We start from the raw sequence: 24295 nt of genomic DNA, 5'->3' as shown, positions 1-24295 counted from the left end.
AAAGCCCGACACAAGCCCCATGCCACCCATTCAACCGTCAAGCTGTTCAGTTTTGCGCCATCAACTCGTCAAAACTGACTGCTTTCTCACTGACCTTGGCTTTTGACAACACAAAATCCGTCACATTGTTTTCCAGAACAATGGCTTCCACCTCGGCCAGGCGGTTGTTATCACTGAAATACCAACGCTCCACTTCAGCTGGTTTTTCGTAGCTGGCAGCCAGTTCCTGAATGTGGGCCTTGAGCTGGTCCATGGTGGCCTGCAAATTGTTGGCACGCACCAATTCAGCCACCACCAGACCCAAACGCACACGGCGTTCAGCCTGAGGGCGGAACACGTCTTCAGGAATGCTGACCTTGTCGGCATCCTTGATGCCGCGTTGTTTCAGGTCGGCACGGGCGCCTTCGAGCAGGCGCTGCATTTCGGCCTGCACGCTGGCATTGGGCAAATCCAGTTCGGCTTTGGCCACCAGCGCATCCATCACGGCGTTCTTGTTGCGCGCCAGCAGGCGGAATTTGACTTCACGGTCCAGGTTCTTCTTGATGTCGGCGCGCAGACCGTCAACGGAAGCGTCTTCGATGCCCAGGGACTTGGCCAGCGCCTCATTGACGTCAGGCAGGTGGGCGGCTTCGATCTTCTTGACGGTGACCATGAAATCAGCCGTCTTGCCGGCCACATCCTTGCCATGGTAATCGGCCGGAAAAGCCAGCGGGAAAGTTCTGCTTTCGCCGGTTTTCATGCCGCGCGATGCTTCTTCAAACTCCTTGAGCATCTGACCGTCGCCCAAAATGAACTGAAAGTCTTCAGCTTTGCCGCCATCAAAAGGCTCGCCATCAATCTTGCCTTCAAAGTCCACCGTGAGGCGGTCGCCGTCCTGGGCGGCCGCATCTTGCGGGCGCTGCGAGAAGGTACGACGCTGCTTGCGCAAAATGTCGACGGTCTTGTCAATGGCCGCATCGGACACTTCGGTCGTCACTTTTTCGACTTCTGCTGTCAACAAGTCACCAATCTTGACTTCCGGATAGACCTCGAACACGGCCTCAAAAGCCAATTCGCCTTCAGGAGCACCCTCTTTTTCGCTGATTTTGGGCTGACCTGCCACGCGCAGCTTGGCCTCATTGGCGGCATTGGCAAAGGCTTCACCCACCTTGTCGTTCATGACTTCATACTGCACGTTATAGCCATAACGCTGCGCCACCACATTCATCGGTACCTTGCCCGGACGAAAGCCGTCCATCTTCACGGTCCGTGCCAGCTTTTTCAGACGCGCTGTCACTTCAGATTGAATCGACGCAACAGGCATGCTCAAAAGCATTTTGCGCTCTAACTTTTCAAGGGTTTCAACAACGACTGCCATGGTGTTACTCCAAATTACACAAAATAAAAGACAGTGCACGGCTGCAACACAGCAGCGCCCTGTCAAGCAAATTCTCTTCGTGGTGCGCGGGGCGGGACTCGAACCCGCACACTGTTGCCAGCGTCAGGACCTAAACCTGGTGCGTCTACCAATTTCGCCACCCGCGCAAACTAAACGGGGCAGTCGTTACAACCACCCCCTGAATAGGTCAACTAAAGATTTTAACCCGCACAGACCTCATAAATGACTGCCTTCACAACAAGTCAGTTATCGAAAGTCAGCGACGCATGTTCGATGGCCCAACGGGAGAGATTGAAACCCGGCTCGGGAAGCTCAGGGGTGTCGCCGCTTGGTTGATGCTCGCAGCAGCCATGCGTCAGTGCAACTGCCAGGTGAAGACATCATTTCAGTGACCAATTGGTTATTAAAATAACGTCAGGCCAAACACGTTGTTTTAGCAGCCATCAAAGCAACGCCAAGCCCAAAAGAACATCTGCCAAAACCCTACAATGCGCGATCTATGTCAGACCTGACCCCCATCGATCAAATTGCCGAACGGGTTGATCGCTTGCTGCTGCGTTATGAAGAGCTCAAGCGGACCAACGCACTGCTCTACCAGGAAATTGCATCACTGGCCCAAGAGCGGGACTCGCTCAAGTCGCGCCTGAGTGCGGCACGGGCACGCGTGGATGTCTTGTTGACACGTTTGCCCGAGGCCAATACAGCCCCGCCAGGGTCGGTCAACACGCCCCGAGGTCCCCTATGAAGCAGCTCGAAGTCAACATCATGGGACAAAGCTACATGCTGGGTTGCCCTGAAGGCGGTGAGGCCCGTCTGTTGCATGTGGTGGCCCGCGTCGATGATGCCATGTGCAAAATCAGGGAAGCCGGCAAGGTTCGCTCGCGTGACCGGATCGCCGTGCTGGCAGCGCTCAACCTGGCCTTCGACACGCCCGAACAAGCCGCTGCGCCCACGCCAGACTCGTTGTCGACCGGCCGGTTGCAAACCGAAGACGCGGCGAAGCTCAAGCATCTGCTGCAGCGACTCGATGCCGCCTTGAACAGCGATGACAGCCTGATTTAGGACCAATCCTTTTCAATCCTTGAATGCCGGTGGGCGTTTGCCCATGTTGGCCATCATGGCTTCCTGCAGATCGTTGCTCAGCAGCATGGCAGCGTTCCAGGTGGCAACATAGTTCAGGCCATCTGCGACCGAGTGGTCACGGGCGTAAGTGATCATTTCTTTCACGCCACGCACCGACAATGGCGACTTGGCGGCAATCGTGGCGGCGATCTCCCGCACGCCTTTTTGCAACGCCTCGCGTGAATCAAAGACGCGGTTGACCAGACGCATGTGCAGCGCTTCATCAGCGCCAAACTTGCGCGCGGTGTAGGCCAGTTCGCGTGCCATGCCTTCACCAATGAGCTTCGGCAAACGCTGGAGCGTGCCCACGTCGGCGGTCATGCCGATGTCGATTTCCTTGATGCTGAAAGTCGCGTCTGCCGAGCAATAACGCATGTCGGCGCAGGTGATCAGGTCAATGCCGCCGCCGATGCAGGCGCCGTGAATGGCGGCCAGCACAGGCTTGCGGCAGCGCTCCAGACTGGTCAGGGTGTCTTGCAGGTCGAGGATGACCTGGCGCAGGTTCTCGCGGGTGCGCGCCTCGCAGTCGCTCTGGATCTGGTCGCCCATGCCCATCATCATTTGCAGGTCAATGCCCGAGGTAAAGAGCTTGCCTTCGCCTTCCAGTATGGCCACGCGGGCATCAGCGGTAGCATCGACCCATTTGAAGGCCTGGCGAATCTCGTGCCACATGGCCAGGTTCATGGCGTTGGCCTTGTCCGGGCGGTTCAGGCGAATGGTCGCGATGTGGTCCTGCAGACTGACGCTCAGGGACTCATAAGGCGATGTGCTGTTTTTTGCCGTGTTGTCTGAGATGCACGTGACGGCTATGGCGGCTGCAGAAGCTGCTGGCGCATCTGCCGCTTTGGGCGCAACCGCCAGTGCCACCGCCAGTTCCAGGCCTTGCTTGATGGCGCGTTTGGCATCGAGCTCTTCGGCCTTGTCGGCGCCGCCGATCAGGTGCACTGGCAGGCCTGCAGCCAGCAACTGGACTTGCAGTTCGCGCTGGGGCTCCTGACCGGCACAAATGACCACGTTGTCCACCGGCAGTGTCATGTCGAGTTCACCCACGGTGATGTGCAAACCTGCATCGTCAATTTTGCGGTAAGTGACGCCTGCCATCATTTCCACGTGGCGGTTCTTGAGTGAGGTACGGTGGATCCAGCCGGTGGTCTTGCCCAGGCCATCGCCGACCTTGCTGGTTTTGCGCTGCAACAAATAGACCTTGCGCGGGCTCGCCTCAATGTGCGCCGGTGCCAGGCCACCGCGCGTGCCATAGCTGGTATCGACGCCCCATTCGGCAAAAAATTTGACCTTGTCCAGACTCGGGCTGGTGCCCTCATGCAGCAGAAACTCGGCGGTGTCGAAGCCAATGCCGCCAGCACCGATGAGCGCCACCGTTTTGCCCACCGGCCTTTTGTCGCGCAGCACGTCCAGGTAACCCAGCACTTTGGGGTGCTTGATGCCGTCAATCGGCGGTGTGCGCGGGGTCACGCCGGTGGCCAGCACCACTTGATTGAAACCACCGGCCACGAGGTCCTGGGCGCTGACGCGGGTGTTAAGTTGCAGCTTGACCCCGGTGAGTTCGATCTGCTTGCCAAAGTAGCGCAGCGTTTCAACAAACTCTTCCTTGCCCGGCACCTGCTTGGCAATGTTGAACTGGCCGCCAATCTCGCCTGCCGCGTCAAACAGCGTCACGTCAAAGCCGCATTGCGCTGCGGCAGTGGCAAAACTCAAACCAGCCGGGCCGGCGCCGACCACGGCAATGCGTTCGCGGGCGCTGGCCGGGGTGATGTTGATGAGGGTCTCGTGGCAGGCGCGCGGATTCACCAGGCAGGACGTGACCTTGCCGGCAAAGGTGTGGTCCAGGCAGGCCTGGTTGCAACCGATGCAGGTGTTGATCTCGTCGGCCTTGCCGGCAGCGGCTTTTTGCACGAAGAGCGGGTCGGCCAGAAACGGCCGCGCCATCGAGACCATGTCGCAAAAGCCGTCCGCCAGCAGTTGCTCGGCCACCTCGGGCGTGTTGATGCGATTGGTGGCCACCAGCGGAATGCCCACCTTGCCCTTGAGCTGCTGCGTGACCCAGGCCCAGGCGGCGCGCGGCACCTTGGTGGCGATGGTGGGAATACGCGCCTCGTGCCAGCCAATGCCGGTGTTGATGATGGTGGCGCCCGCCGCCTCAATGGCCTGCGCGAGCTCGATCACCTCATCCAGCGTGGAGCCGCCTTCGACCAGATCGAGCATCGACAGGCGGTAAATGATGATGAAGTTGGCGCCCACCTTTTCGCGCGTGCGGCGCACAATTTCCAGCGGAAATCTGATGCGATTGGCGTAGCTGCCGCCCCATTCATCGTCGCGCTGGTTGGTGCGCGCGGCAATGAATTCGTTGAGCAGGTAGCCCTCACTTCCCATGATCTCGACACCGTCATAACCCGCGCTTTGCGCCAGCGCGGCACAACGCACAAAATCGTCAATGGTCTGGTGGACTTCCTCGCTGCTCAGCGCCCTGGGCTTCATCGCGTTGATGGGGGCTTGCAGCGCGCTGGGCGCGACCAGATCCTGGTGGTAGGCGTAGCGGCCGAAGTGCAGGATTTGCATGGCAATCCTGCCGCCAGCCTGGTGCACCGCATCCGTCACCGGCTTGTGTTTTTCGGCTTCAGCTTCGGTGGTCAGGCGTGCACCGCCGGGCATCGGGCGGCCACGGTCATTGGGGGCAATGCCGCCGGTCACGATCAGGCCGACGCCGCCGCGGGCGCGCTCGGCGTAAAAAGCCGCCATGCGGGCAAAACCGTCCTTGACTTCTTCCAGCCCGACATGCATCGAGCCCATGATGACGCGATTGGGCAGGGTGGTGAAACCCAAATCCAGTGGCTGGATCAAGTGAGGGTAAGGGGTCATGGGTGATCCTAAAAACGGTCGTGTGCAAATTTGTCGGGATGTTCGGCATGCGCCGCTAGGGTCACTATGCAACCCGTTGCACAGTTTAGAGGAAGGCAAAAATTTATGCAACCAGTTGCATAGAGTGTTTTCCCCAATTAGACTCACCACATGGCCCTGTCACATGCATTATTGACTTCCCTGCTGGAAAAATCATCTTCTGGCTACGACCTGGCACGCCGCTTTGACAAGTCGATTGGTTTTTTCTGGCACGCCACGCACCAGCAGATTTACCGCGAACTGGGACGGATGGAGGCGGCAGGCTGGATTGCGTCAAGCAGCGCGCCCGACGCCGGCAAAACCCGCAAACGCAGCTACCGCGTGCTGCCGCCGGGCCAGGCCGAATTGCTGCGCTGGGCCGCCGAGCCTTCGGCCCCCATGGATTTGCGCGACGAGTTCATGGTGCGTTTGCGCGCCGATGCCGCGCTGGGCGCCCTGGGCCTGGCTCCGGAACTGGAGCGACGCATTGCCCTGCACCAGGAAAAACTGGCCTTGTACCGCGAGATCGAGCAACGCGACTTTGCTGGCGGCGCCAGTATGGCGCGCGCTGCACGCATTCATCACATGATCCTCAAGAAAGGAATCTTGTACGAAGAGAATTCGATTGCCTGGGCGCGGGAGATGCTGGATTTGCTAAAAAAGGAAAGCTGGAATACAAATGCAGAGCATCAAATACCAGAGCCGATTTTTAAAAAAATTGACTGACCAGCGCCACCGATAAACCCAGCACCCAGGCTGCCAGCCACAGCAGGCGCACCCGGTTGACTTCAACCCGCTTGATCAGTTGCGTGTTCTGATTGGCCAGCGACTGAATCAACTCGCTCGACACCAGCATCTGCTGATGCAGGTCTGCAACAGCCACCTGCAGCTCGGCCACCTGGCTCTGCAGTGCCGCAACGGCAGGCGACTCTGTTGGCAACACATCCTGCACAGGCACAGCTGTGCCGCTTGTGGCAGGCACAGGCTTTTTACCCACGCTTTGCCACAGCTTTTTGGCGCCACTGGCGACCTTGGGTGCGTTGTCGATCACATCACCCCAAGGCACCATTTTGAGCACCGTCAACCATCCAATCGCCATTTATCTTCTCCTGAAAACTGGGGACAAGCCTAACCCAAACCACAATCCCGGATAATCGGTACAACTGATCGCACAGACCCCCCGCTGGCAGCGGCCCGGTTTGCCGGTCTCTATTTTTGATACCCCAACGATTTGAATCATTGCATGACACAGTCTCATCCTGTCCCCATCTCCCCTGTTGAAGACATCGTGGCCGACTTGCGCGCGGGGCGCATGGTTATTCTGGTCGACGAAGAAGACCGCGAAAACGAAGGCGACCTGGTCATGGCCGCCGAGCACGTGACGGCCGAAGCGGTCAATTTCATGGCCCGCTTTGGTCGCGGCCTGATCTGCCTGACGCTCACCCGCGAGCGTTGCGAACTTCTGCAGCTGCCGCCCATGACCTTGCGCAACACCGACAAAAAAAGCACGGCCTTTACCGTGTCGATTGAAGCCGCCGAAGGCGTCACCACCGGCATTTCGGCCGCCGACCGGGCGCAAACCATTCAAGTGGCCGTTGCCCGCGATGCCAAGCCCGCGGATCTGGTGCAACCCGGCCACATCTTTCCTTTGCAAGCCGTCGAAGGCGGCGTGCTGATGCGCGCCGGTCATACCGAAGCCGGCTGCGACCTGGCCGCCATGGCCGGTTGTGCGCCAGCAGCCGTGATCTGCGAGATCATGAAAGACGACGGCACCATGGCGCGCCTGCCCGACTTGCAGCTGTTTGCCGCCGAGCACGGGCTCAAGATTGGCACCATCGCCGACCTGATTCACCACCGCAGCAGCACCGAGTCCCTGGTCGAGCACCTGGGCGACAGGCCGCTGAAGACCGCTTTTGGCGAATTCACGGTGCATGCCTTCAAGGACAAAACCGCACAGGGCGTGCACCTGGCGCTGGTCAAGGGCCAATGGGACGCCGATGAAGCCGTGCTGGCGCGGGTGCATGAGCCGCTGTCGGTATTCGACGCCCTCGAAGTAGGCCGCACCATGCATTCCTGGAGCCTGGATGCCAGCCTGTCGCGCGTGGCAGCGGAAGGCAAGGGCGTGGTGGTATTCTTGAACTGCGGTGAAAGTGCCGACCAGTTGCTGGCCCAGTTTGACGGCACGGCACGCGCCAGCCACGGTCCGGCGCGTGGCCGCATGGACCTGCGCACCTACGGCATTGGCGCCCAGATCCTGCGCGAATGCGGCGTCCACAAAATGACCTTGATGGGCAACCCGCGGCGCATGCCCAGCATGACCGGTTACGGTCTCGAAATTGTCGGCTACGTGACCGCCTGAAAACCCATCTACTGAACAGGAAATCCCCATGCTGATCGCAGACCAAGGCGCGCTGGCCGCCACCGACCCACGATTGAACGGCAAAAATCTCACCATCGGCATTGTCCAGGCGCGCTTCAACGCCGACATCACCAATGCCCTGGCTCTGGCTTGCAAGACCGAACTGCTGGCTTTGGGCGTGGAAGAAAAAAATATCACCCTGGTGCAGGTCCCTGGCGCACTGGAAGTGCCCGTCGCACTGCAGGCACTGGCCGAACAGCTCAAGTACCACGCGCTGGTGGCCCTGGGTTGCATCATTCGCGGTGAAACCTACCACTTTGAACTGGTGGCCAACGAATCGGGGGCCAGTGTCAGCCGGATTGCGCTGGATTACCAGATCCCGATCGCCAACGCCATCCTGACCACCGAGAACCTGGCGCAAGCGGTGGCCCGGCAAACCGACAAAGGCCGCGACGCCGCCCGCGTGGCCGTGGAAATGGCCAACTTACTGGAAGAAATTGAATGAGCGAATCCAGCCACCCCAACCCATCAACCCGGCCACCGCGCCAGCCGCGCAAGGGGCTGACCAGCACCGGCGTGCGCAAGGCCGCCAGCAAATCTGACCGCTCCCGCGCCCGTGAATTTGCCGTGCAGGCGCTGTACCAGGTGCTGGTGGGCAAAAACGATGTCGCTGCGGTGGATGCTTTCACCCGTGACCTGGCTGGTTTCAGCAAGGCCGATAGCGTGCATTTCGATGCCTTGCTGCATGGCAGTGCCGAGCAGGCGGATCAACTCGACGCGTTGATCGTGCCGCTGCTCGACCGCAAGCTTGCGGAAATTTCACCGGTGGAGCATGCGGTGATGTGGATTGGCGCCTATGAGCTGCAACACTGCCTGGACGTGCCCTGGCGTGTGGTGCTTAATGAATGCGTCGAGCTGGCCAAGGAATTTGGCGGCACCGATGGTCACAAATATGTGAATGGCGTGCTCAACGGTCTGGCACGGCAGTTGCGTGAACTCGAGGTGGCCGCCGATCAGGGCGCAGCACGCTAGACCGTCGATGAAGATTTCACAGCGCGCCCAGCACATTGAGCCTTTTTATGTGATGGAGGTGGGCAAAGCCGCCAGCGCCTTGGCGAAGAAGGTGGCACAGTCCGAATCGCCCATGATTTTCCTGAACATTGGTGAGCCCGACTTCACTGCCCCGCCCTTGGTGCAGGAAGCGGCGGTCAAAGCCATCCACGACGGCTTGACGCAATACACCCCAGCCACCGGACTGCCCGAGCTGCGTGAGCGCATCAGCGCCTGGTATGGCAGCCATTTTGGCGTCGCCGTGCCTGCCAGCCGCATTGTGGTGACCGCCGGCGCCTCCGCCGCCTTGCAACTGGCTTGCCTGGCCCTGGTGGATGCCGGTGACGAAGTGCTGATGTCCGACCCCAGCTACCCATGCAACCGGCATTTTGTGTCTGCCGCAGATGGCAAGGCGGTGCTGATCCCGACCACGGCGGCAGAGCGTTTCCAGCTCAGCGCCGACAAGGTGCTTGCCGCCTGGGGTGAAAAAACGCGTGGCGTTTTGCTGGCCTCGCCCTCCAATCCCACCGGTACCTCGATAGCGCCGGATGAATTGCGCCGCATTCACGAGGTAGTCAGCCAGCGCGGTGGCATCACCCTGATCGACGAGATTTATCTGGGGCTGAGCCACGACGAAACTTATGGCCACACCGCACTGGCGCTGGATGACCAGCTCATCAGCATCAACAGCTTCAGCAAATACTTCAACATGACCGGCTGGCGCCTGGGCTGGATGGTAGTGCCGGAAGCCCTGGTGCCGGTGATCGAGCGTCTGGCGCAAAACCTGTTCATTTGCCCCAGCACCATTGCGCAATATGCCGCCCTGGCCTGTTTTGAGCCCGCGAGCCTGGCCGAATTTGAGCGCCGCCGCGCCGAGTTCAAGGCGCGCCGTGACTACTTCATCCCGGCCCTCAACGCGCTCGGATTGAGCGTTCCGGTGATGCCAGACGGCGCTTTCTATGCCTGGGCCGATTGCTCTGCTGCTTGCGAAAAATTGGGCGTGAACGGCAGTTGGGACCTGGCGTTTGAACTGATGAACCGCGCCCACGTGGCGGTCACCCCGGGACGCGACTTTGGCCATGCCGAGACCAGCCATTTCATTCGTTTTTCAACCGCCAATTCGATGGCACAACTGCACAACGCCATCGACCGCCTGAAAGTTTTACTGGCATGAACGAACAATGCAGTGGCAAAGAGACCTTTGTCTGGCCGGTGCGGGTGTACTGGGAAGACACCGATGCCGGCGGCATCGTGTTTTATGCCAACTACCTGAAATTTTTTGAGCGATCGCGCACCGAATGGCTGCGTGCCAGGGGCATCAGCCAGCAGGCTTTGCGCGAGTCTACCGGCGGCATGTTTGTGGTAGGAGAAGCCCAGGTGCGTTTTCTCAAAAGCGCCCGGCTCGACGATGAACTTCTGGTTACAACTTCACTGCTGGATGCGGGCCGTGCCTCCATGACAATCCACCAACAGGCGCTGTTGACCACCAATGCAGATCCTTTGCTGTTGTGCGAAGCAACCATTCGCGCCGGCTGGGTCAACGCCAGCACGCTAAAACCTGACAGAATTCCGTCCCGGATCCTTCACGCACTCACATAAACAAAGCATGAACCAAGACCTTTCCATTTTTCAACTGGTGCTGAATGCCAGCCTGGTGGTGCAGTTGGTGATGTTGCTGTTGATCAGCGTGTCGATCGCCAGCTGGGCCGCCATTTTTCGCAAACTTTTTTCACTGGGCAAGGTCAAGGCGCTCAACGACAGTTTTGAGCGCGATTTCTGGTCGGGCAGCAGCCTGAACGACCTGTTCGCCGCAGCCGCCCAAAACGCCCGCCAGGGTGGCCCGATGGAGCGCATTTTTGCCAGCGGCATGCGCGAATATCAAAAATTACGCGAACGCCACATCACCGACGCCGGCACCCTGATGGACGGCGCCCGGCGCGCCATGCGGGCCAGCTTTCAGCGTGAAATGGACGTGATCGAAACCCATTTGTCGTTTCTGGCCTCGGTCGGCTCGGTGTCGCCCTATGTGGGTTTGTTTGGCACGGTGTGGGGCATCATGCACGCCTTTACCGGCCTGGCCGCCCTCACCCAGGTCACACTGGCTTCCGTGGCGCCCGGCATTGCCGAGGCCCTGGTGGCCACCGCCATTGGTCTGTTTGCCGCCATTCCGGCAGTGGTTGCCTACAACCGCTTTGCCCGTGACATCGACCGCATCGCGATCCGGCTGGAAACCTTCATCGAAGAGTTTTCCAACATCCTGCAGCGCAATGTGGGCGCGCAGTCGGCCTCGGGACACTGACCATGGCCGCCGTTGTCAGCCGCGGCCGCGGTCGTCGCACCATCAACGAAATCAACATGGTGCCCTTCATCGACGTGATGCTGGTGCTGTTGATCATCTTCATGGTCACCGCGCCGCTGATTGCGCCCAGCATGATCAACCTGCCCAGCGTCGGCAAGGCGGCCGGCCAGCCCGACCAGGTGATCCAGATTGTGATTGGCAAGGACGAAGCGCTGCAGCTCAAGCTCAAGGACAAAAGCACCAGCCTGCGCCTGCAGGACATCACCAGCGCCGTCAAGCAGGCCCAGGGTGAGGTGGCCAACACGGCGGTGGTCATCAGCGCCGACAAGGCCGTCAAATACGAAGCCGTGGTGCGCGTCATGGACACCTTGCAGCGCGCCGGCATTGCCCGCGTCGGCCTGTCGGTGCAACTGGCGCCCTGACCTGATCGCCATGCACGCTGCTGCCGACCGACTGGAATTTGCCCCGCCTGCCACCCCCGGCGTGGTGCGCGCCTTCATGTTGGCGCTGCTGGCGCACGGCCTGCTGGTGGCGGCACTAACCTGGGGCGTGCAATGGAAACGGGAAGCGCAAATCCTCTCGGCAGAGGCTGAACTCTGGGCCGCTGTCCCCGTGGCAGCCGCCCCCAGGCTGCAGGAGCCCCCAGCCGAACTGGTGCTGCCCGAAAAACCCGAACCTGTGCCCCCGCCTGCGCGCATGCCGGAGCCGGTGGTGGCCCCACCCAAGGTCGATATCGCACTCGAACAGGAAAAAAAGCGCATCCAGAAGCAAAAGCAGCTTGAGTTTGAACAGCAGCAGGAAAAGCGCAAACAAGCCAAGCTGCAACAAGAAAAAGAAAAGGAAGCAAAACTCAAGGCCGACAAGCTGAAACAGGCCCTGGCAGACAAAACCAAACTGGCACAAGAGAAGAAGCTGGCCGAACAGCAAGCCAGACAGCTGGAAGCCCAGCGCGAAAAAAATCTGCGGCGCATGGCCGGCCTGGCCGGCGCCAGCGGAAGCGCAAGCGCCAGCGGCACGGCGCTCAAATCGGCCGGACCATCCGCCAGTTATGCCGGCCGCGTGATTGCACGCGTCAAGCCCAATATTGTCTTCACCGAAGCCATTTCAGGCAATCCAACGGCTGTGGTTGAGGTACGAACCTCCCCTGACGGCACCATCATCGCGCGCAAACTCACCCAATCCAGCGGCATGAAAGAATGGGACGAGGCGGTGCTCCGGGCCATCGACAAAACCGAAGTGCTGCCGCGAGACTCCGATGGCCGCGTGCCCTCCCCGCTGTTGATCAGTTTCCGGCCCAAGGATTAGCGGTCACTCGTAAACAATCTCGGCGCTGCCCGGCGCCGCCTGCGCCCACCAGCTGGCCAGCGCGGCATTGCTGGGGTAAAACCTGGCCTGCTCGCCCAACTGCAACTCGGCCAGGGCCGTACCCTCTTCGCCCTGACAGGCCAAGGCCAGCCGCACGCCCAGGCCGCGCCACAGCTCACCCTGCTCGGTCACCTCTTTTTGCGCCGGAAAGTCTCTCAGCAAGCGCGCCATGTCCAGCTTCAAACCCTGCGGGCCGGTAGTGGCGCACACGCGCAGATACTTGCCAAAGCGGCATCGCGCCTGCTCCAGGCCCCAGATCTGGGTCACGGTGAGCTGCATGCCGCCCGAAAAGCGGTCGGGCTGCTGCTTGCCCATGACGATAACCAGCTCGTCATCTTTCAGCAAATCCTTGTGCGCGTTGAGCAATGCCTCATCGGCGCGGGCCTCGATCACGCCCGACGTGTCGTCGAGCTTGAACAGAGCCAGTTTGCCGCGCTGGCCGTTGATGATGCGAAAGTCGGTGATGATGCCGGCCAGCAACTGCGGCTCGCGGGTATCGATCAGTTCGGCAATCGGACGCTTGGCGAATCGACGCACCTCCTGCACCACTTCGTCAAACAAATGCCCGGACAAATAAAAACCGACGGCTGTTTTTTCATAAACCAGCCGTTCTTTCACGCCCCAGGGCATCGCCTGCACCAGCTCGGGCTCTTGCGAGCTGGAGCCATGCGCTTCGCCGTCATCCATGTCAAACAGGCTGCACTGATTGGCATTGGCCAGCGCTGCCGCACCAAACTCAAACGCCAGATCGACACTGGCCAGCAGGCTGGCGCGGTTGAGTTCAATGGCATCAAAGGCACCTGCCTTGATCAGCGCCTCGACCGTGCGCTTGTTGATACGGCTGCGGTCGACCCGGGCACAAAAATCAAACAAGCTCTTGAACGACCCCACCGTGTCGCCATTGGGGCCCACACCCCGGCCCTCGCGCGCCGCCACAATCGCTTCAATGGCCTGCTGGCCGCTGCCTTTGATGGCGCTGAGGCCATAACGGATGACTTTGTCGGAGACAGGCTCAAAGCGGCTCACGCCTCGGTTCACGTCGGGTGACTCAAACGTCAGCCCCATCTTGAGCGCGTCTTCGAACAGCACCTTGAGCTTGTCGGTGTCGTCCATTTCCACCGTCATGTTGGCGCAAAAGAACTCAGCCGTGTAGTGCACTTTGAGCCAGGCCGTGTGGTAGGCCAGCAGCGAGTAAGCCGCCGCGTGGGATTTGTTGAAGCCGTAGCCGGCGAACTTCTCCATCAGGTCAAAGACCTCGTCGGCCTTGTCCTGCTTGATGTCGTTCTTTAGCGCGCCGTCCCGGAAAATCTGGCGGTGCCGCGCCATCTCGTCGGCGTCTTTCTTGCCCATGGCGCGGCGCAGCATGTCGGCGCCACCGAGCGAGTAGCCGCCCAGAATCTGGGCGGTCTGCATGACCTGTTCCTGGTAGACCATGATGCCGTAGGTCTCCGACAGCATGTTGGCCACCAGCGGATGCGGGTACTCCACCACCTCACGGCCATGCTTGCGCGCCACAAAGCTCGGGATCAGGTCCATCGGGCCCGGGCGATACAGCGCATTCAGGGCAATCAGGTCTTCCAGACGCGTGGGTTTGGCGTCTTTCAGCATGCCCTGCATGCCGCGCGATTCAAACTGGAACACGGCCTCGGTCTTGCCGTCCTGAAACAACTTGTAGGTGGGCTTGTCGTCAAGCGGCAGGTTCTCGAAGGCAAATTTTTCCTGACCCGGGTGGCGCTGTCTGATGAACTCGCGGGCAATTTCCAGAATCGTCAGGGTCGCCAGACCCAAAAAGTCGAACTTGACCAGGCCAACCGCCTCGACGTCGTTCTTGTCGTACTGGCTCACCGCCGACTCGCTGCCAGGCTGCTGGTAGAGCGGACAAAAGTCGGTGAGTTTGCCGGGGGCAATCAACACACCGCCAGCGTGCATGCCAATGTTGCGCGTCATGCCTTCGAGCTTGCGGGCCAGCTCCAGCAGCGTGCGCACGTCTTCTTCCCTGGCTTCGCGTTCGGCCAAAATTGGTTCGGCCTCGACGGCATAAACCAGCTTGTCGTCTTTTTTGCGGTCGGGAGGTGGCAATTGCAGGGTCACGGCGACGCCGGGCTTGTTGGGAATCAGCTTGCTGATGCCGTCGCAAAAGGTGTAGCTCATGTCCAGCACCCGGCCCACGTCGCGAATCGCGGCGCGCGCTGCCATGGTGCCAAAGGTGGCAATCTGACTGACCGCATCCTTGCCGTATTTCTCCTTCACGTAGTCAATCACCCGGTCGCGGTTACCCTGGCAAAAGTCAATGTCGAAGTCGGGCATGGAGACCCGTTCGGGATTCAAAAAACGCTCGAACAGCAGGTTGTATTGCAAGGGGTCGAGGTCGGTGATCTTGAGGGCGTAAGCCACCAGCGAACCGGCGCCGGAGCCACGCCCGGGGCCCACCGGACAGCCATTGTTTTTGGCCCAGTTGATGAAATCACCCACAATCAGAAAATAACCCGGAAAGCCCATTTTCAAAATGGTGGTGAGCTCAAATTCGAGCCGCTCCAGGTAGCGCGGCATCTCTTTTTCACGCGCGACAGGGTCGGGGTACAAATGCGCCATGCGCGCCTTGAGCCCTTCGTGCGAAGCGTAACGAAAGTAGTCATCGGCCCCCATGATCTGGCCATTGACTTCAGGAATGGGGAAATCAGGCAATTGCGGCTTGCCCAGCACCAGGCTCAGGTTGCAGCGCCTGGCAATCTCCGCACTGTTGGCCAGGGCCGATGGCACATCGGCAAACAGGGCCTGCATCTCGGCGCTGGTTTTAAAGTACTGGTCGCGCGTGAAGCGGCGCACCCGGCGCGGGTTGGCGAGCATTTCACCTTCGGCAATACAGACCCGGGCCTCATGCGCCTCAAAATCTTCTGGCGCCTGAAATTGCACCGGGTGCGTCGCCACCACCGGCAAGCCCGAGCGCAACGCCAATTGCACCGCCGCCGCCACCTGCAGCTCGTCTTCTGGGCGGCCGGCGCGTTGCAGTTCCAGATAAAAACGGTGCGTGAACACCCCCGCCAATTGCAACGCGGCATCCAGCGCCCGTGCCTCGTCGCCCTGCAGCAAGGCCTGCCCCACCGGCCCAGCCTGTGCACCGGACAGGCAAATGAGCCCGCCATTGAGTTCTTTAAGCCAGGCCAGACTGACGGTGGCCTGCGCTTTGCCGGCGTTTTGCGTCCAGGCGCGCGCCAGCAGTTCGGACAAGTGGAGGTAACCGGGGTGGTTTTGCACCAGCAGCAGCACGCGCGAGAGTTGCCCGGCTTCCTTGCCCAGACCCTCCAGCCAGACCTCGGCGCCAATCAGGGGCTTGACGCCACGCTTGCGCCCTTCCTTGTAAAACTTGATAGCGCCAAACAGGTTGCTCAAGTCGGTGATGGCCAGGGCGGGCTGGCCATCGGCAGCAGCCGCCTTGACCACCTCATCGATGCGTGTGGTGCCATCTATGACAGAAAATTCGGTGTGCAGGCGTAAGTGAACAAACATGGACTTCTAGTATGATGATTCAAGCAAATCGTCCTGCGATCGAGGCGTTTGCTTTAAATAGTTGGATTGTAAGAATACCCATAAGGCGAGTGCTATGAAGATTCTCGTGGTTGATGATCACGCCCTTGTCCGCGAAGGGCTATGCCAAGTGCTTCAGGGGTTTGACCCCAAGGAGGTCACCGAGGTACTGCAGGCCGCCACTTGCGCCCGCGCACTGGAACTGGCCCATTTCAATCGTAACCTGGATCTGGTTTTGCTGGACTATCTGCTACCCGACATGGATGGTCTGGCCGCGCTGGAAATTTTTGGTCAGAGACATCCGGAACTTCCCGTTGTCATTTTGTCAGGCTCGGCCAATCCCAGTGTGATGCAGCACGCCATGGAACTCGGCGCTGCGGGTTTTATCACCAAGTCCAGTTTGAGCGACTCCCTGCTCAATGCTCTACGGAAGATATTGGCCGGTGAGATATACCAGTCCTCCAACTTCAGTCCCCTGAGCGAAGCCATTAAGGGTACTCAGCGCTCATTAACCACACCACCGGTGCTCAGCCCGCGTCAGCAAGATGTACTTTTGTTACTGCTCAATGGTTTGACCAACCGACAAATCTGCGAGCAATTGTCGCTGGGTGCTGAAACCGTGAAATTTCATGTCAGCAATATTTTGCGCATATTTGGCGTCAGCACCCGGACCCAGGCCGCACTGGAGGCCAAACGCTGGGGCTATGATCAGGCCTCGCCTGCACGATCACGCTGATCCATCAACAGGTGTTGTAGCAGGATGCGCAGTTTGGCCGGGCGTACCGGCTTGTGCAGCAAGGTCAATTGCGCCGCTTGCGCCGCCTGGATCAGGGCCGGGTCAGTGTCCCCACTGATCAGACAGGCGGGTACGGGGCGTGCCAACTGCTGGCGCAGTTGTGTAATCACGAGAATCCCGTTCAGCGTGTCATCAAGCCGATAGTCACTGATGATCAAACCGGGCAAGACACCTCCTTGAATCAATTCCAGAGCACTGTTCAGGTCCCTTGCCTCGGCGACCATCCAACCCCAACTTGTCAATAAATCCACCAAAGCCCGACGCACCAGGTCATCGTCTTCAATCACCAGCACGGTGCCGGTCAGCCCGTGCTGCAATTGCTGCTCTGGCGTCACTGGCGCCAGGGTCGGAACAAGCTCAGAAGCCTCCTTTGGCACTTTCATCTGAAAACGCGTGCCCACCCCCAAGCGCGACGAAAGCGTCAGCGGATGCATCAACAACTGACAGCTTCGCTGCACGATATTGAGCCCCAAACCAAGTCCCTGGCCGCGCTGGCGGGCAGGGTTGTTCACCTGGTAAAACTCTTTGAAAACAGCTTCCTGATGTTCAGGCGCAATGCCCAACCCACTGTCCCACACCTCAATAGTTGCTTGCGCGCTGGCGCCTGTGTGGCGACAAGCAACCAGTACCCCCCCTTTTTCTGTATAGCGCAAGGCATTGCCGACCAGATTGAGCAAAATACGATACAACAAGGCTGGATCGCTCCTGATCCAAACCTGACAAGGCCGAATTCGCAATTGCAAGCCTTTGTCCTGAGCCAGTGGCACCATGTCCTGCGCCAGGCGTTCAAACAAGTCCTGCAGGGGAAACTTTTTAAGTTTGATTTGAACTGCCTTGGCCTCCAGTCGCGAAATGTCAAGCAGCCCGTCCAACAGGCTTTGCATGGCGCGCACCGAGGCCTTCAGGTTGCCGATCAGCTGGCTCGTCTGGTCATCGTGCGGGAGCTGGGCCAGCCGTGCGACAAACATGCCCAGGGCATGCACCGGCTGACGCAAATCATGGCTGGCTGCCGCCAAAAATCTGGATTTAGCCTCAGTGGCCCGTTCGGCTTCCTCCTTTTTTTCACGCAAGGCTTGCGTGACCGTACTGACCTGTTGCTCCAGGTTCTGCTGCACCTCGGCCAGACGATCTGCCATCTGAATCAGATTTTCCTGCAAATCATGAAGCGGGTCCCGGTCTGGCGTCTGTGCCTGAATCCGGGAGGCTGCAGAAAAATCACCGTTGCCAATGCGTTCGATCAAATGAGACACCCGCATCATCGGTCGAATCACACCGGCACTGAGTCGGAGCGCCAGCACGATGCCAAACAACAATCCCAAGGCACTGATCAAGCCGCCCAGCCACAGGATGTCACGCTTTTGCTCGAGCATCGACTGACGTGAAAACTTTACCACCACCTGACCCAAGGGCACGGCTTGACCGGGTTCAAGCTTGCTTGCATCCTCGTACAAATCGTCAAGTTTGATGCCACTGGCAAAAACCGGCTGCGCCAGCACATCCAGCAAGCGTTGCGCATCAAACACCTGTTTTTCAAAACTGGAAAATGGCATGGGTTCATCACCCCGGGTTTCACCAGCACTCACCAGGGTCTTGCCCTGACGGTCCAAAATGGCAACCCAGCGCACATCGGGTTCCCGTAATGCGCCAAGCGCCAGTATTTGCAACTGTTGCTGATTGCCGGCAAACAAACCAAATTCACTGGCCAGCGCGAGTTGACGTGCCACCGAGCGGGTACGCAACTGGTAAGTCTCGGTGATGTCTTCAAAACGTGTCATCAAAAACACGACCGACAACAACACACTGAGCAGGGACACAGGCAACAAGGCCGCCAACAGCATTCGCTGTCGTATATCCGGTGTTTTCATGGCTGCTGCTCCTGACGTTTCATCGCCAGTTGAATGTCCTTGGCTTCCAATGACAGGCCCAGGGCCCTGGCCACCTGTGCATTCACGCTGATTTCAAAATCATCAGGCTCCAGCGGCTGCTCTGGCAAGGCCTGATTAGCCAGCGCCCCCAGCACCCAGCGCGCAGACTGGGTGCCCACCTGCGTCGGTGTGCTGTAGACGGCCAGCAGAGCACCGGCACGCACATAGGCGGGTGAAAAGGCAATCAAGGGCACCTGGGCCCGGATCGTGGTCATCAGGATGTTCTGGATGCTGCTGCTGTTAAACACCAACGGATCTGCAAAGGCCAACAACACATCACTGCCATCAAGGACAGACTGCAATGCAGCAAAGAGTGATGTTCCTTCATCAAGCCGGGCCTCTTGCAGAGCCAGACCCTGGATACTGGCCAGTGAACGTAAAACAGGGGCTTTGGGTAAGGAATCCGGCCCCCACAACACACCCAGACGCCTGGCTTTGGGCAATGCCAAACGGATCAGCGCCAGCTGGCGTGGCACCGGTTGGTCGAGTTGGAGAAGATTGAACCGGGCCGACGCCCGGCGCCCAGAGGCACGCAGCACGCGCTCAAAACTGCTGCGTGGAAGCAAGGCGTTGAGTACCGGCACCTTGGACTGTACTTGGGCCAGGGCAGTGGCAGCCTCTGTTCCCAGTCCCACCCACACCTTGACACCTGACAGCCTGGCAACAGGTAGCGCAGCCAATTCAGCCGGGCTCCATATCTCAAGCTGTTCACGAGATACGCCTTGACTGGCCAATCGGTTGGCCAAAGCTTGCATGGCTTCCACATACGACGCACTGGCTTGACTTGGGACAATGCCCACCTTGATTTCAAGCATCTGCGCCCATCCAGGCAGGGCCAGCAAGCACAGGGCCAGACTGAGCAGGAACCCGCGCAAATGCTGTGCCATGACAGCTTCAGTTGTCGATGCGCAGGGTCACATAGGCGCGGCGCTTGAATAAAAACGAACTGTCATAGTCGGCATAGGGCTGGCCCTGGTTTTGCACCGTGACAGCCAGCTCGCCGCGCCGATGACCAAAACGAAGTGACTTGCTCAAGCGCCAATCGGTTCGGTGGATATATTGCCGAAAATCACCCGACCTTTGCACCCACAAGGGTTCACTGTATTGATGACTGAGCGAAAACTGCATTCCCGATGGCAATTGCTGGGTCAGGAACAAGGTGCTGGTTGACTCAGGCATTGCCACAACCAATTTGGTCTCAGACGGCGGACTCGGAAAAGCCATTCGCGAGAATGTCTGATTGAAACCCAACTGGGCACCAGGCCAGGGCTGGCCCTTCCATTGCAGTTCCAGTCCCCGGATGGAAAAATTGTCAACATTGAAATAATCATAAGGCGCATAGGGTTTACCGCCCAGTTGCACCAAATAGGGAACGCCATCGACATAGCCGGTAAATGATTCATCAAAAAGGCGGACATCAAGCGTGGATTTCAACCATTGAAAATTACCCAGATACCCCAACTCCCGGGTCAGCAAGGCTTCAGGATCAACGTTGCCACGCGCCAAAAACGTAACGCTAAGTAATCGGTTGTTAAACGAGTAGCGAACATCAGACCGGCGTTCGAACGCACTTGGGGGACGGAACGAACGTGAGATGCCGGCACGCAGGGTCTGTTCGGGCGTGACGTGCCAATTCAACATCAGCCGGGGTGCCAGACTGGAACCGCTGACACTGCTGTGCTCTGCCATGACACCTCCATTGAGCAGCAGATCAGGGCGCAGGCGCCATTCGGCATGGGTGAACAAACGCGTGAAGTCGTCCACGAGGGACTCAGCCGTGTTGAACAAGGGTTTCGAGGTGACCGACTCGCGTCGTAACTCGGCGCCCCAGACCATGCGCACCGCCGGACTCAGCCGCAGGGTATGCTGCGCCGTCAGGGTATTGTTGCTGGTAGTGCCACTGCCATCGAGATTCAAACCTGGAATGGGCAGGTAGGGAGCCACATCACGGTAGCTTTCCTGGTTATGTGAAAAGCTGAGAACCAGGTCCTGATCCGGACTCAGCACTTCTTTCCAGTCAACATTGACAAATTTGTTCTCAAAAGTGACGTCACGCAATCCGTCACCCGGCCTGTTTGCATAACCTTTCCCTGAAGCAATGTCCATCCAGCCGGCACTCAACTGCACATTGCTGCTGCCCGAAACCTGCCAGTCCGACCTGAAATTGACGCGCTGCACGCGGTTGTGGCCATTGGAACCGGTCAGACCGTCATCGCCACGCTCGTCCAGGGAGAGCCGCATGCTGCTGTTTTCGGTGCGCCATCCCAGGCCCAACTGGGTGTCCTGGATACCGTTTTCACCTCTTGTCAACGCAGCGCGTGTTCCCAGCGTGTCTGAGCTGTGCCGGGTCACAATGTTGACCACACCGAGCATGGCACGCGCACCGTAGGCCACCGAGTTGGAGCCGCGCAGCACCTCGATGCGTTCAATGTCATCGAGCATCACCGTCATCAGGCCCGGTGCGACGCTACCGGCAAAAAAATTTGAATAGACAGAGCGACCGTCGACCAGCACCTGGATCCGGGCTGAATAATAGCCATAAACGCCGTGGTAACTTGCTTGTGGCGCGTCTGCTTCAAAAGACGTGCTGCTTTGAAAACCTGGCACCAGCCGCAGCAGATCAGCCACATCACGCGCACCCGAACTGCGAATAAAGTCACGGTCAAGAATGGTGACCGCACCAGGTGTTTCATCCAGACGCTGTGGCAGGCGCGACACCGACAGGATGATCGGCATCTCATCAAGAAAATCTTTTTCGGAAACACCCGCAGTGGTCTGGGCCGCCAGCCCCTGGCTGGCCATCAACCAGACCAGTCCAACAACGACGAAAGTACCGGACCGGGCCATATGTGGAAATTTTTTCATGGCAATATTGTGCCTTGAAGGCGCACCGCCCAAGGCGGCCTGCGTCACCTGCTCCCATCAGGCCGGTTGCGCCACCACTCGCCCCGCCTCGATCGTGATACTGCGCATACAGCGTTCTGCCATGGCACGGTCATGGGTGACAAGCAACAAGGTGGTGCCCAACTCGCGGTTGAGGTCAAACATCAGGCGCATCACCTTTTCACCGGTGGCAAAGTCAAGACTGCCGGTGGGCTCGTCGGCCAGCAACACAGCGGGCTGCACCACAAAAGCACGCGCCAGCGCCACCCGTTGCTGTTCACCACCCGAGAGCACTTTGGGATAATGGCCAAGGCGCTGCTCCAGGCCCACGCGGGCCAGCATCTCGCTGGCCAGCTTGCGTGCCTGCCGACGTCCGGCCAGTTCCAGCGGCAGCATCACGTTTTCGAGTGCCGTCAGGTTGCCCAGCAACTGAAAGCTCTGAAACACAAAACCCAGCTTTTCGGCACGCAGGGCGGCGCGGTCATCCTCGCTCATGACAAAAAGGTCATGCCCGGCCAAGCGGACCGTGCCCTGGCTGGGCGTGTCCAGGCCGGCAATGATGGACAACAGCGTGCTCTTGCCCGAGCCCGAAGCACCGACAATAGCCACGGTTTCACGGGATCGCAGGGCAAAATCAATGTCCTGCAAAATCTCCAGGGTGCCAGTCGCGTCGGTCACCGACTTGAAAACGTGCTCTACCGAGATAATGACATCAGACATGGATTTTTCTTTGCAACATAACTATTTGAACCGACGCCACTGTATCGTGTTGGCGGCAAACCTTGCTGGCATCGGGATTAGCAGCCGCGTCGCAGCGGCCACCGATCAGCCCGGGCGCGCTGCCCACACCCTGCTGGTGCTGGGCGACTCCCTGAGCGCCGAATATGGCCTCAAGCGCGGCACTGGCTGGGTGGCTTTGCTGGAGCAGAAACTGCAGGCTGAAAAAATCAAGGCCCAGGTGGTCAACGCCAGCATCAGCGGCGACACCAGCTCGGGCGGCCGCGCCCGCCTGCCCGCCTTGCTGGCGCAACACCAACCCACGCTGGTGGTGATCGAACTGGGCGGCAATGATGCGCTGCGCGGTTTGCCACTCGACCTGACCCGGGACAACCTGCTGGCCATGACACGACTGGCACAGCAAAGCGGCGCCAGGGTGGTGTTGCTGGGCATGCAGGTGCCGCCCAACTACGGGCGCGATTACGCCCAGCGCTTTGCCCGCATGTATGCCGATGTGGCCAAAACCACACGGGCGGCGCTGGTGCCGTTTTTACTCAAGGGAATCGCAGACGCCCCTGACAGTCTGGCCTGGTTTCAGGCAGACCGCATCCACCCGTTGGAAAAGGCCCATCCGCGCATGCTGGCCAATGTCTGGCCCACCCTCAAAAAAGGACTGCAATGAGTCTGACACCCCTCAGTGCGCAAGAAGTGATGGCACGTCTGGCAGACTTTGATGCCATCATTGATGCCCGCAGTGAAGACGAATACCAGGCCGACCATCTGCCCGGTGCCGTCAATTGGCCGACACTGAACAATGCCGAACGCATCGAGATTGGCACCCTGTACAAGCAGGTCAACCCTTTTGAAGCCCGCAAACGCGGCGCCGCCATCGCCGCGCGCAACATCGCCGCACACATTGAACGCGAGGTCATCGACAAACCCCGGGACTGGCAACCGCTGGCCTACTGCTGGCGCGGCGGCAAGCGCAGCGGCTCACTGGCGCTGATCCTGAGTCAGATTGGCTTTCGGGTGACACTGATCGAAGGCGGCTACAAGGCCTTTCGGGCGGCGTTGGTGCAGGACATCGTGGCTCGGGTGCCCAGCCTGTCATTCCGGGTCATTTGCGGTCCCACCGGCAGCGGCAAAACGCGCTTGTTGCAGGCGCTGGCGGCGCAAGGAGCCCAGGTGCTGGACCTGGAGGCGCTGGCCAACCATCGCAGTTCGGTGCTGGGTGCCATGCCCGGGCTGGCGCAACCCAGCCAAAAGCGTTTTGAAACCCTGGTCTGGGACAAATTGCGCAGCTTCGATCCGGCTTTACCGGTGTTTGTGGAAAGCGAAAGCAAAAAAGTAGGCAATCTGTCAGTGCCCGCGGCGCTCATGGACGCCATGCGCGCCAGCGCCTGCCTGAACCTGCAATTGTCCGACGCGCAGCGGGTGGCGCTATTGCTGGAAGACTATGCCTACCTGACACAAGACGTGGCCTATTTTTGTGAACGGCTGGCAAAGCTCACCGAGCTCAAGGGCCATGAGGTGGTGGGACGCTGGCAGACGCTGGCCCGGCAGGGCGATTTTGCCAGCGTCGTGATGGAGTTGCTGACCCAGCATTACGACCCGGCTTATCTGCAATCGATGCAGCGCAATTTTTTGCGGTTTGCAGAGGCCGGTCAGCTGACCCCGCGCGACCGGTCGACCGAGGCCATGACCGCCTTGGCGTGTCACATGTTGGCGCAGCAGCAATCGCCCTGAAAGGGTTCCGCTGCTGACGGTGACGTGTGGCTCAGGAGGCTGTGCCTTCAGCCTCTTGATCCGGCTCGTCGTCCTTGGCCTCAGGACCACCCTCGCCCGCTTTGCGCTGGGCTTTTTCTTTCAGTTTCTCTTCTTTTTTCTTCTTCTTTGCCAGTTCTTTCTGACGCTTTTCGTAGCCGTAATTAGGTGTTGCCAAGTTGTGCTTTCAAGTTAATGCCCTGATTTTAGCCGCCCG

Annotated in this window: 22 protein-coding genes, 1 tRNA gene and 2 pseudogenes; 14 read left to right on the top strand and 11 right to left on the bottom strand. The window is 59.4% G+C overall.

Going from position 1 to position 24295, the window contains the following annotated elements:
* Window positions 1–46: 46 nt before the first annotated feature.
* Both tig and NDI87_RS03695 read right to left on the bottom strand, forming a co-directional pair.
* Window positions 47–1357 carry a trigger factor gene (gene tig / locus NDI87_RS03700; protein WP_296273457.1) on the bottom strand — a complete coding sequence of 437 codons (1311 nt, stop codon included), beginning with the start codon at window positions 1355–1357 and terminating at the stop codon, window positions 47–49.
* Between the two features lie 80 nt (window positions 1358–1437).
* Window positions 1438–1524: transfer RNA gene (locus NDI87_RS03695), tRNA-Leu, on the bottom strand.
* 353 nt (window positions 1525–1877) lie between these two features.
* Here NDI87_RS03695 and NDI87_RS03690 point away from each other — a divergent pair.
* Together NDI87_RS03690 and NDI87_RS03685 are read left to right on the top strand one after the other, a co-directional pair.
* Entirely contained in the window at window positions 1878–2123 is a 246-nt protein-coding gene (locus NDI87_RS03690) for a DUF904 domain-containing protein (RefSeq protein WP_296273456.1), read from the top strand.
* The gene (locus NDI87_RS03685) at window positions 2120–2440 is read left to right on the top strand and encodes a cell division protein ZapA (RefSeq protein ID WP_296273455.1); all 321 of its coding nucleotides are present in this window, start codon (window positions 2120–2122) and stop codon (window positions 2438–2440) included. The genes NDI87_RS03690 and NDI87_RS03685 overlap by 4 nt, the downstream gene beginning before the upstream one ends.
* A 12-nt stretch (window positions 2441–2452) precedes the next feature.
* Here NDI87_RS03685 and NDI87_RS03680 read toward each other — a convergent pair.
* Together NDI87_RS03680 and NDI87_RS03675 are read right to left on the bottom strand one after the other, a co-directional pair.
* Window positions 2453–3253: pseudogene (locus NDI87_RS03680) on the bottom strand (crotonase/enoyl-CoA hydratase family protein); the annotation flags it as partial.
* A 105-nt stretch (window positions 3254–3358) separates the two neighbouring features.
* Window positions 3359–5377: pseudogene (locus NDI87_RS03675) on the bottom strand (NADPH-dependent 2,4-dienoyl-CoA reductase); the annotation flags it as partial.
* 150 nt (window positions 5378–5527) lie between these two features.
* Between NDI87_RS03675 and NDI87_RS03670 the strand changes: the two are divergent.
* Window positions 5528–6121 (top strand): PadR family transcriptional regulator, encoded by a 594-nt coding sequence (locus NDI87_RS03670; RefSeq protein WP_296273454.1) that lies wholly within the window; start codon window positions 5528–5530, stop codon window positions 6119–6121.
* On the opposite strand, the gene NDI87_RS03665 is transcribed toward NDI87_RS03670, so the two are convergent.
* A complete protein-coding gene (locus tag NDI87_RS03665) occupies window positions 6105–6494 on the bottom strand; it encodes a hypothetical protein (protein ID WP_296273453.1) in 390 nt (129 codons plus the stop codon). The genes NDI87_RS03670 and NDI87_RS03665 overlap by 17 nt on opposite strands.
* A gap of 144 nt (window positions 6495–6638) precedes the next feature.
* On the opposite strand from NDI87_RS03665, the gene ribBA reads away from it, so the two are divergent.
* The 8 genes from ribBA to NDI87_RS03625 are packed head-to-tail and all read left to right on the top strand — an operon-like array spanning window position 6639 to window position 12408.
* Window positions 6639–7754, top strand: coding sequence for a bifunctional 3,4-dihydroxy-2-butanone-4-phosphate synthase/GTP cyclohydrolase II (gene ribBA, locus NDI87_RS03660; RefSeq protein ID WP_296273452.1), 1116 nt, complete (start codon window positions 6639–6641; stop codon window positions 7752–7754).
* Between the two features lie 28 nt (window positions 7755–7782).
* A complete protein-coding gene (gene ribH / locus NDI87_RS03655) occupies window positions 7783–8259 on the top strand; it encodes a 6,7-dimethyl-8-ribityllumazine synthase (protein ID WP_296273451.1) in 477 nt (158 codons plus the stop codon).
* Complete coding sequence (gene nusB / locus NDI87_RS03650; RefSeq protein ID WP_296273450.1) at window positions 8256–8786, top strand: transcription antitermination factor NusB; 531 nt, start codon at window positions 8256–8258, stop codon at window positions 8784–8786. Before ribH ends, nusB begins: the two co-directional genes overlap by 4 nt.
* Window positions 8787–8793: 7 nt before the next feature.
* Window positions 8794–9978, top strand: coding sequence for a pyridoxal phosphate-dependent aminotransferase (locus NDI87_RS03645; protein ID WP_296273449.1), 1185 nt, complete (start codon window positions 8794–8796; stop codon window positions 9976–9978).
* Window positions 9975–10403 carry a tol-pal system-associated acyl-CoA thioesterase gene (gene ybgC, locus NDI87_RS03640; protein WP_296273448.1) on the top strand — a complete coding sequence of 143 codons (429 nt, stop codon included), beginning with the start codon at window positions 9975–9977 and terminating at the stop codon, window positions 10401–10403. Before NDI87_RS03645 ends, ybgC begins: the two co-directional genes overlap by 4 nt.
* A gap of 7 nt (window positions 10404–10410) precedes the next feature.
* On the top strand, window positions 10411–11103 hold the full coding sequence (gene tolQ, locus NDI87_RS03635) for a protein TolQ (RefSeq protein WP_296273447.1): 693 nt from the start codon (window positions 10411–10413) through the stop codon (window positions 11101–11103).
* A 2-nt stretch (window positions 11104–11105) separates the two neighbouring features.
* Window positions 11106–11525 carry a biopolymer transporter ExbD gene (locus tag NDI87_RS03630; protein WP_296273446.1) on the top strand — a complete coding sequence of 140 codons (420 nt, stop codon included), beginning with the start codon at window positions 11106–11108 and terminating at the stop codon, window positions 11523–11525.
* Window positions 11526–11535: 10 nt separating this feature from the next.
* On the top strand, window positions 11536–12408 hold the full coding sequence (locus NDI87_RS03625) for a cell envelope integrity protein TolA (RefSeq protein ID WP_296273445.1): 873 nt from the start codon (window positions 11536–11538) through the stop codon (window positions 12406–12408).
* 3 nt (window positions 12409–12411) lie between these two features.
* On the opposite strand, the gene dnaE is transcribed toward NDI87_RS03625, so the two are convergent.
* On the bottom strand, window positions 12412–15975 hold the full coding sequence (gene dnaE, locus NDI87_RS03620; RefSeq protein WP_296273444.1) for a DNA polymerase III subunit alpha: 3564 nt from the start codon (window positions 15973–15975) through the stop codon (window positions 12412–12414).
* 61 nt (window positions 15976–16036) lie between these two features.
* On the opposite strand from dnaE, the gene NDI87_RS03615 reads away from it, so the two are divergent.
* On the top strand, window positions 16037–16729 hold the full coding sequence (locus NDI87_RS03615; RefSeq protein ID WP_296273443.1) for a response regulator transcription factor: 693 nt from the start codon (window positions 16037–16039) through the stop codon (window positions 16727–16729).
* Here the strand turns inward: NDI87_RS03615 and NDI87_RS03610 are convergent.
* The 4 genes from NDI87_RS03610 to NDI87_RS03595 are packed head-to-tail and all read right to left on the bottom strand — an operon-like array spanning window position 16702 to window position 22317.
* Complete coding sequence (locus NDI87_RS03610; protein ID WP_296273442.1) at window positions 16702–18654, bottom strand: ATP-binding protein; 1953 nt, start codon at window positions 18652–18654, stop codon at window positions 16702–16704. The genes NDI87_RS03615 and NDI87_RS03610 overlap by 28 nt on opposite strands.
* A complete protein-coding gene (locus NDI87_RS03605; protein WP_296273441.1) occupies window positions 18651–19601 on the bottom strand; it encodes an ABC transporter substrate binding protein in 951 nt (316 codons plus the stop codon). Before NDI87_RS03605 ends, NDI87_RS03610 begins: the two co-directional genes overlap by 4 nt.
* A 7-nt stretch (window positions 19602–19608) precedes the next feature.
* Window positions 19609–21579, bottom strand: a complete 1971-nt coding sequence (locus tag NDI87_RS03600) for a TonB-dependent receptor (protein ID WP_296273440.1) — start codon at window positions 21577–21579, stop codon at window positions 19609–19611.
* Between the two features lie 57 nt (window positions 21580–21636).
* Window positions 21637–22317 (bottom strand): ABC transporter ATP-binding protein, encoded by a 681-nt coding sequence (locus tag NDI87_RS03595; RefSeq protein ID WP_296273439.1) that lies wholly within the window; start codon window positions 22315–22317, stop codon window positions 21637–21639.
* On the opposite strand from NDI87_RS03595, the gene NDI87_RS03590 reads away from it, so the two are divergent.
* Together NDI87_RS03590 and mnmH are read left to right on the top strand one after the other, a co-directional pair.
* Window positions 22316–22996: an arylesterase gene (locus NDI87_RS03590; RefSeq protein ID WP_296273438.1), complete on the top strand. Its 681-nt coding sequence runs from the start codon at window positions 22316–22318 to the stop codon at window positions 22994–22996. The genes NDI87_RS03595 and NDI87_RS03590 overlap by 2 nt on opposite strands.
* Window positions 22993–24060 carry a tRNA 2-selenouridine(34) synthase MnmH gene (gene mnmH, locus NDI87_RS03585; RefSeq protein WP_296273437.1) on the top strand — a complete coding sequence of 356 codons (1068 nt, stop codon included), beginning with the start codon at window positions 22993–22995 and terminating at the stop codon, window positions 24058–24060. Before NDI87_RS03590 ends, mnmH begins: the two co-directional genes overlap by 4 nt.
* A 31-nt stretch (window positions 24061–24091) precedes the next feature.
* Here mnmH and NDI87_RS03580 read toward each other — a convergent pair whose 3' ends face one another.
* Window positions 24092–24256 carry a hypothetical protein gene (locus NDI87_RS03580; RefSeq protein ID WP_296273436.1) on the bottom strand — a complete coding sequence of 55 codons (165 nt, stop codon included), beginning with the start codon at window positions 24254–24256 and terminating at the stop codon, window positions 24092–24094.
* Window positions 24257–24295: the final 39 nt, after the last annotated feature.

The sequence above is a fragment of the Rhodoferax sp. genome (assembly GCF_023701345.1).
Lineage (GTDB): Bacteria > Pseudomonadota > Gammaproteobacteria > Burkholderiales > Burkholderiaceae_C > Rhodoferax.
Note: the sequence above shows the minus strand (reverse complement) of the source record. Positions and strands in the feature narration are given on the sequence as shown.

What these genes read in the sequence shown, in the direction of transcription:
- NDI87_RS03605 (WP_296273441.1), bottom strand. Translation starts at nt 19,601, where the DNA reads ATGGCACAGCATTTGCGCGGGTTCCTGCTCAGTCTGGCCCTGTGCTTG.
- NDI87_RS03600 (WP_296273440.1), bottom strand. Translation starts at nt 21,579, where the DNA reads ATGAAAAAATTTCCACATATGGCCCGGTCCGGTACTTTCGTCGTTGTT.
- tolQ (WP_296273447.1), top strand. Translation starts at nt 10,411, where the DNA reads ATGAACCAAGACCTTTCCATTTTTCAACTGGTGCTGAATGCCAGCCTG.
- NDI87_RS03665 (WP_296273453.1), bottom strand. Translation starts at nt 6,494, where the DNA reads ATGGCGATTGGATGGTTGACGGTGCTCAAAATGGTGCCTTGGGGTGAT.
- dnaE (WP_296273444.1), bottom strand. Translation starts at nt 15,975, where the DNA reads ATGTTTGTTCACTTACGCCTGCACACCGAATTTTCTGTCATAGATGGC.
- NDI87_RS03590 (WP_296273438.1), top strand. Translation starts at nt 22,316, where the DNA reads ATGGATTTTTCTTTGCAACATAACTATTTGAACCGACGCCACTGTATC.
- NDI87_RS03670 (WP_296273454.1), top strand. Translation starts at nt 5,528, where the DNA reads ATGGCCCTGTCACATGCATTATTGACTTCCCTGCTGGAAAAATCATCT.
- ribH (WP_296273451.1), top strand. Translation starts at nt 7,783, where the DNA reads ATGCTGATCGCAGACCAAGGCGCGCTGGCCGCCACCGACCCACGATTG.
- ribBA (WP_296273452.1), top strand. Translation starts at nt 6,639, where the DNA reads ATGACACAGTCTCATCCTGTCCCCATCTCCCCTGTTGAAGACATCGTG.
- NDI87_RS03630 (WP_296273446.1), top strand. Translation starts at nt 11,106, where the DNA reads ATGGCCGCCGTTGTCAGCCGCGGCCGCGGTCGTCGCACCATCAACGAA.
- tig (WP_296273457.1), bottom strand. Translation starts at nt 1,357, where the DNA reads ATGGCAGTCGTTGTTGAAACCCTTGAAAAGTTAGAGCGCAAAATGCTT.
- nusB (WP_296273450.1), top strand. Translation starts at nt 8,256, where the DNA reads ATGAGCGAATCCAGCCACCCCAACCCATCAACCCGGCCACCGCGCCAG.
- mnmH (WP_296273437.1), top strand. Translation starts at nt 22,993, where the DNA reads ATGAGTCTGACACCCCTCAGTGCGCAAGAAGTGATGGCACGTCTGGCA.
- NDI87_RS03690 (WP_296273456.1), top strand. Translation starts at nt 1,878, where the DNA reads ATGTCAGACCTGACCCCCATCGATCAAATTGCCGAACGGGTTGATCGC.
- NDI87_RS03685 (WP_296273455.1), top strand. Translation starts at nt 2,120, where the DNA reads ATGAAGCAGCTCGAAGTCAACATCATGGGACAAAGCTACATGCTGGGT.
- NDI87_RS03610 (WP_296273442.1), bottom strand. Translation starts at nt 18,654, where the DNA reads ATGAAAACACCGGATATACGACAGCGAATGCTGTTGGCGGCCTTGTTG.
- NDI87_RS03625 (WP_296273445.1), top strand. Translation starts at nt 11,536, where the DNA reads ATGCACGCTGCTGCCGACCGACTGGAATTTGCCCCGCCTGCCACCCCC.
- NDI87_RS03595 (WP_296273439.1), bottom strand. Translation starts at nt 22,317, where the DNA reads ATGTCTGATGTCATTATCTCGGTAGAGCACGTTTTCAAGTCGGTGACC.
- ybgC (WP_296273448.1), top strand. Translation starts at nt 9,975, where the DNA reads ATGAACGAACAATGCAGTGGCAAAGAGACCTTTGTCTGGCCGGTGCGG.
- NDI87_RS03645 (WP_296273449.1), top strand. Translation starts at nt 8,794, where the DNA reads ATGAAGATTTCACAGCGCGCCCAGCACATTGAGCCTTTTTATGTGATG.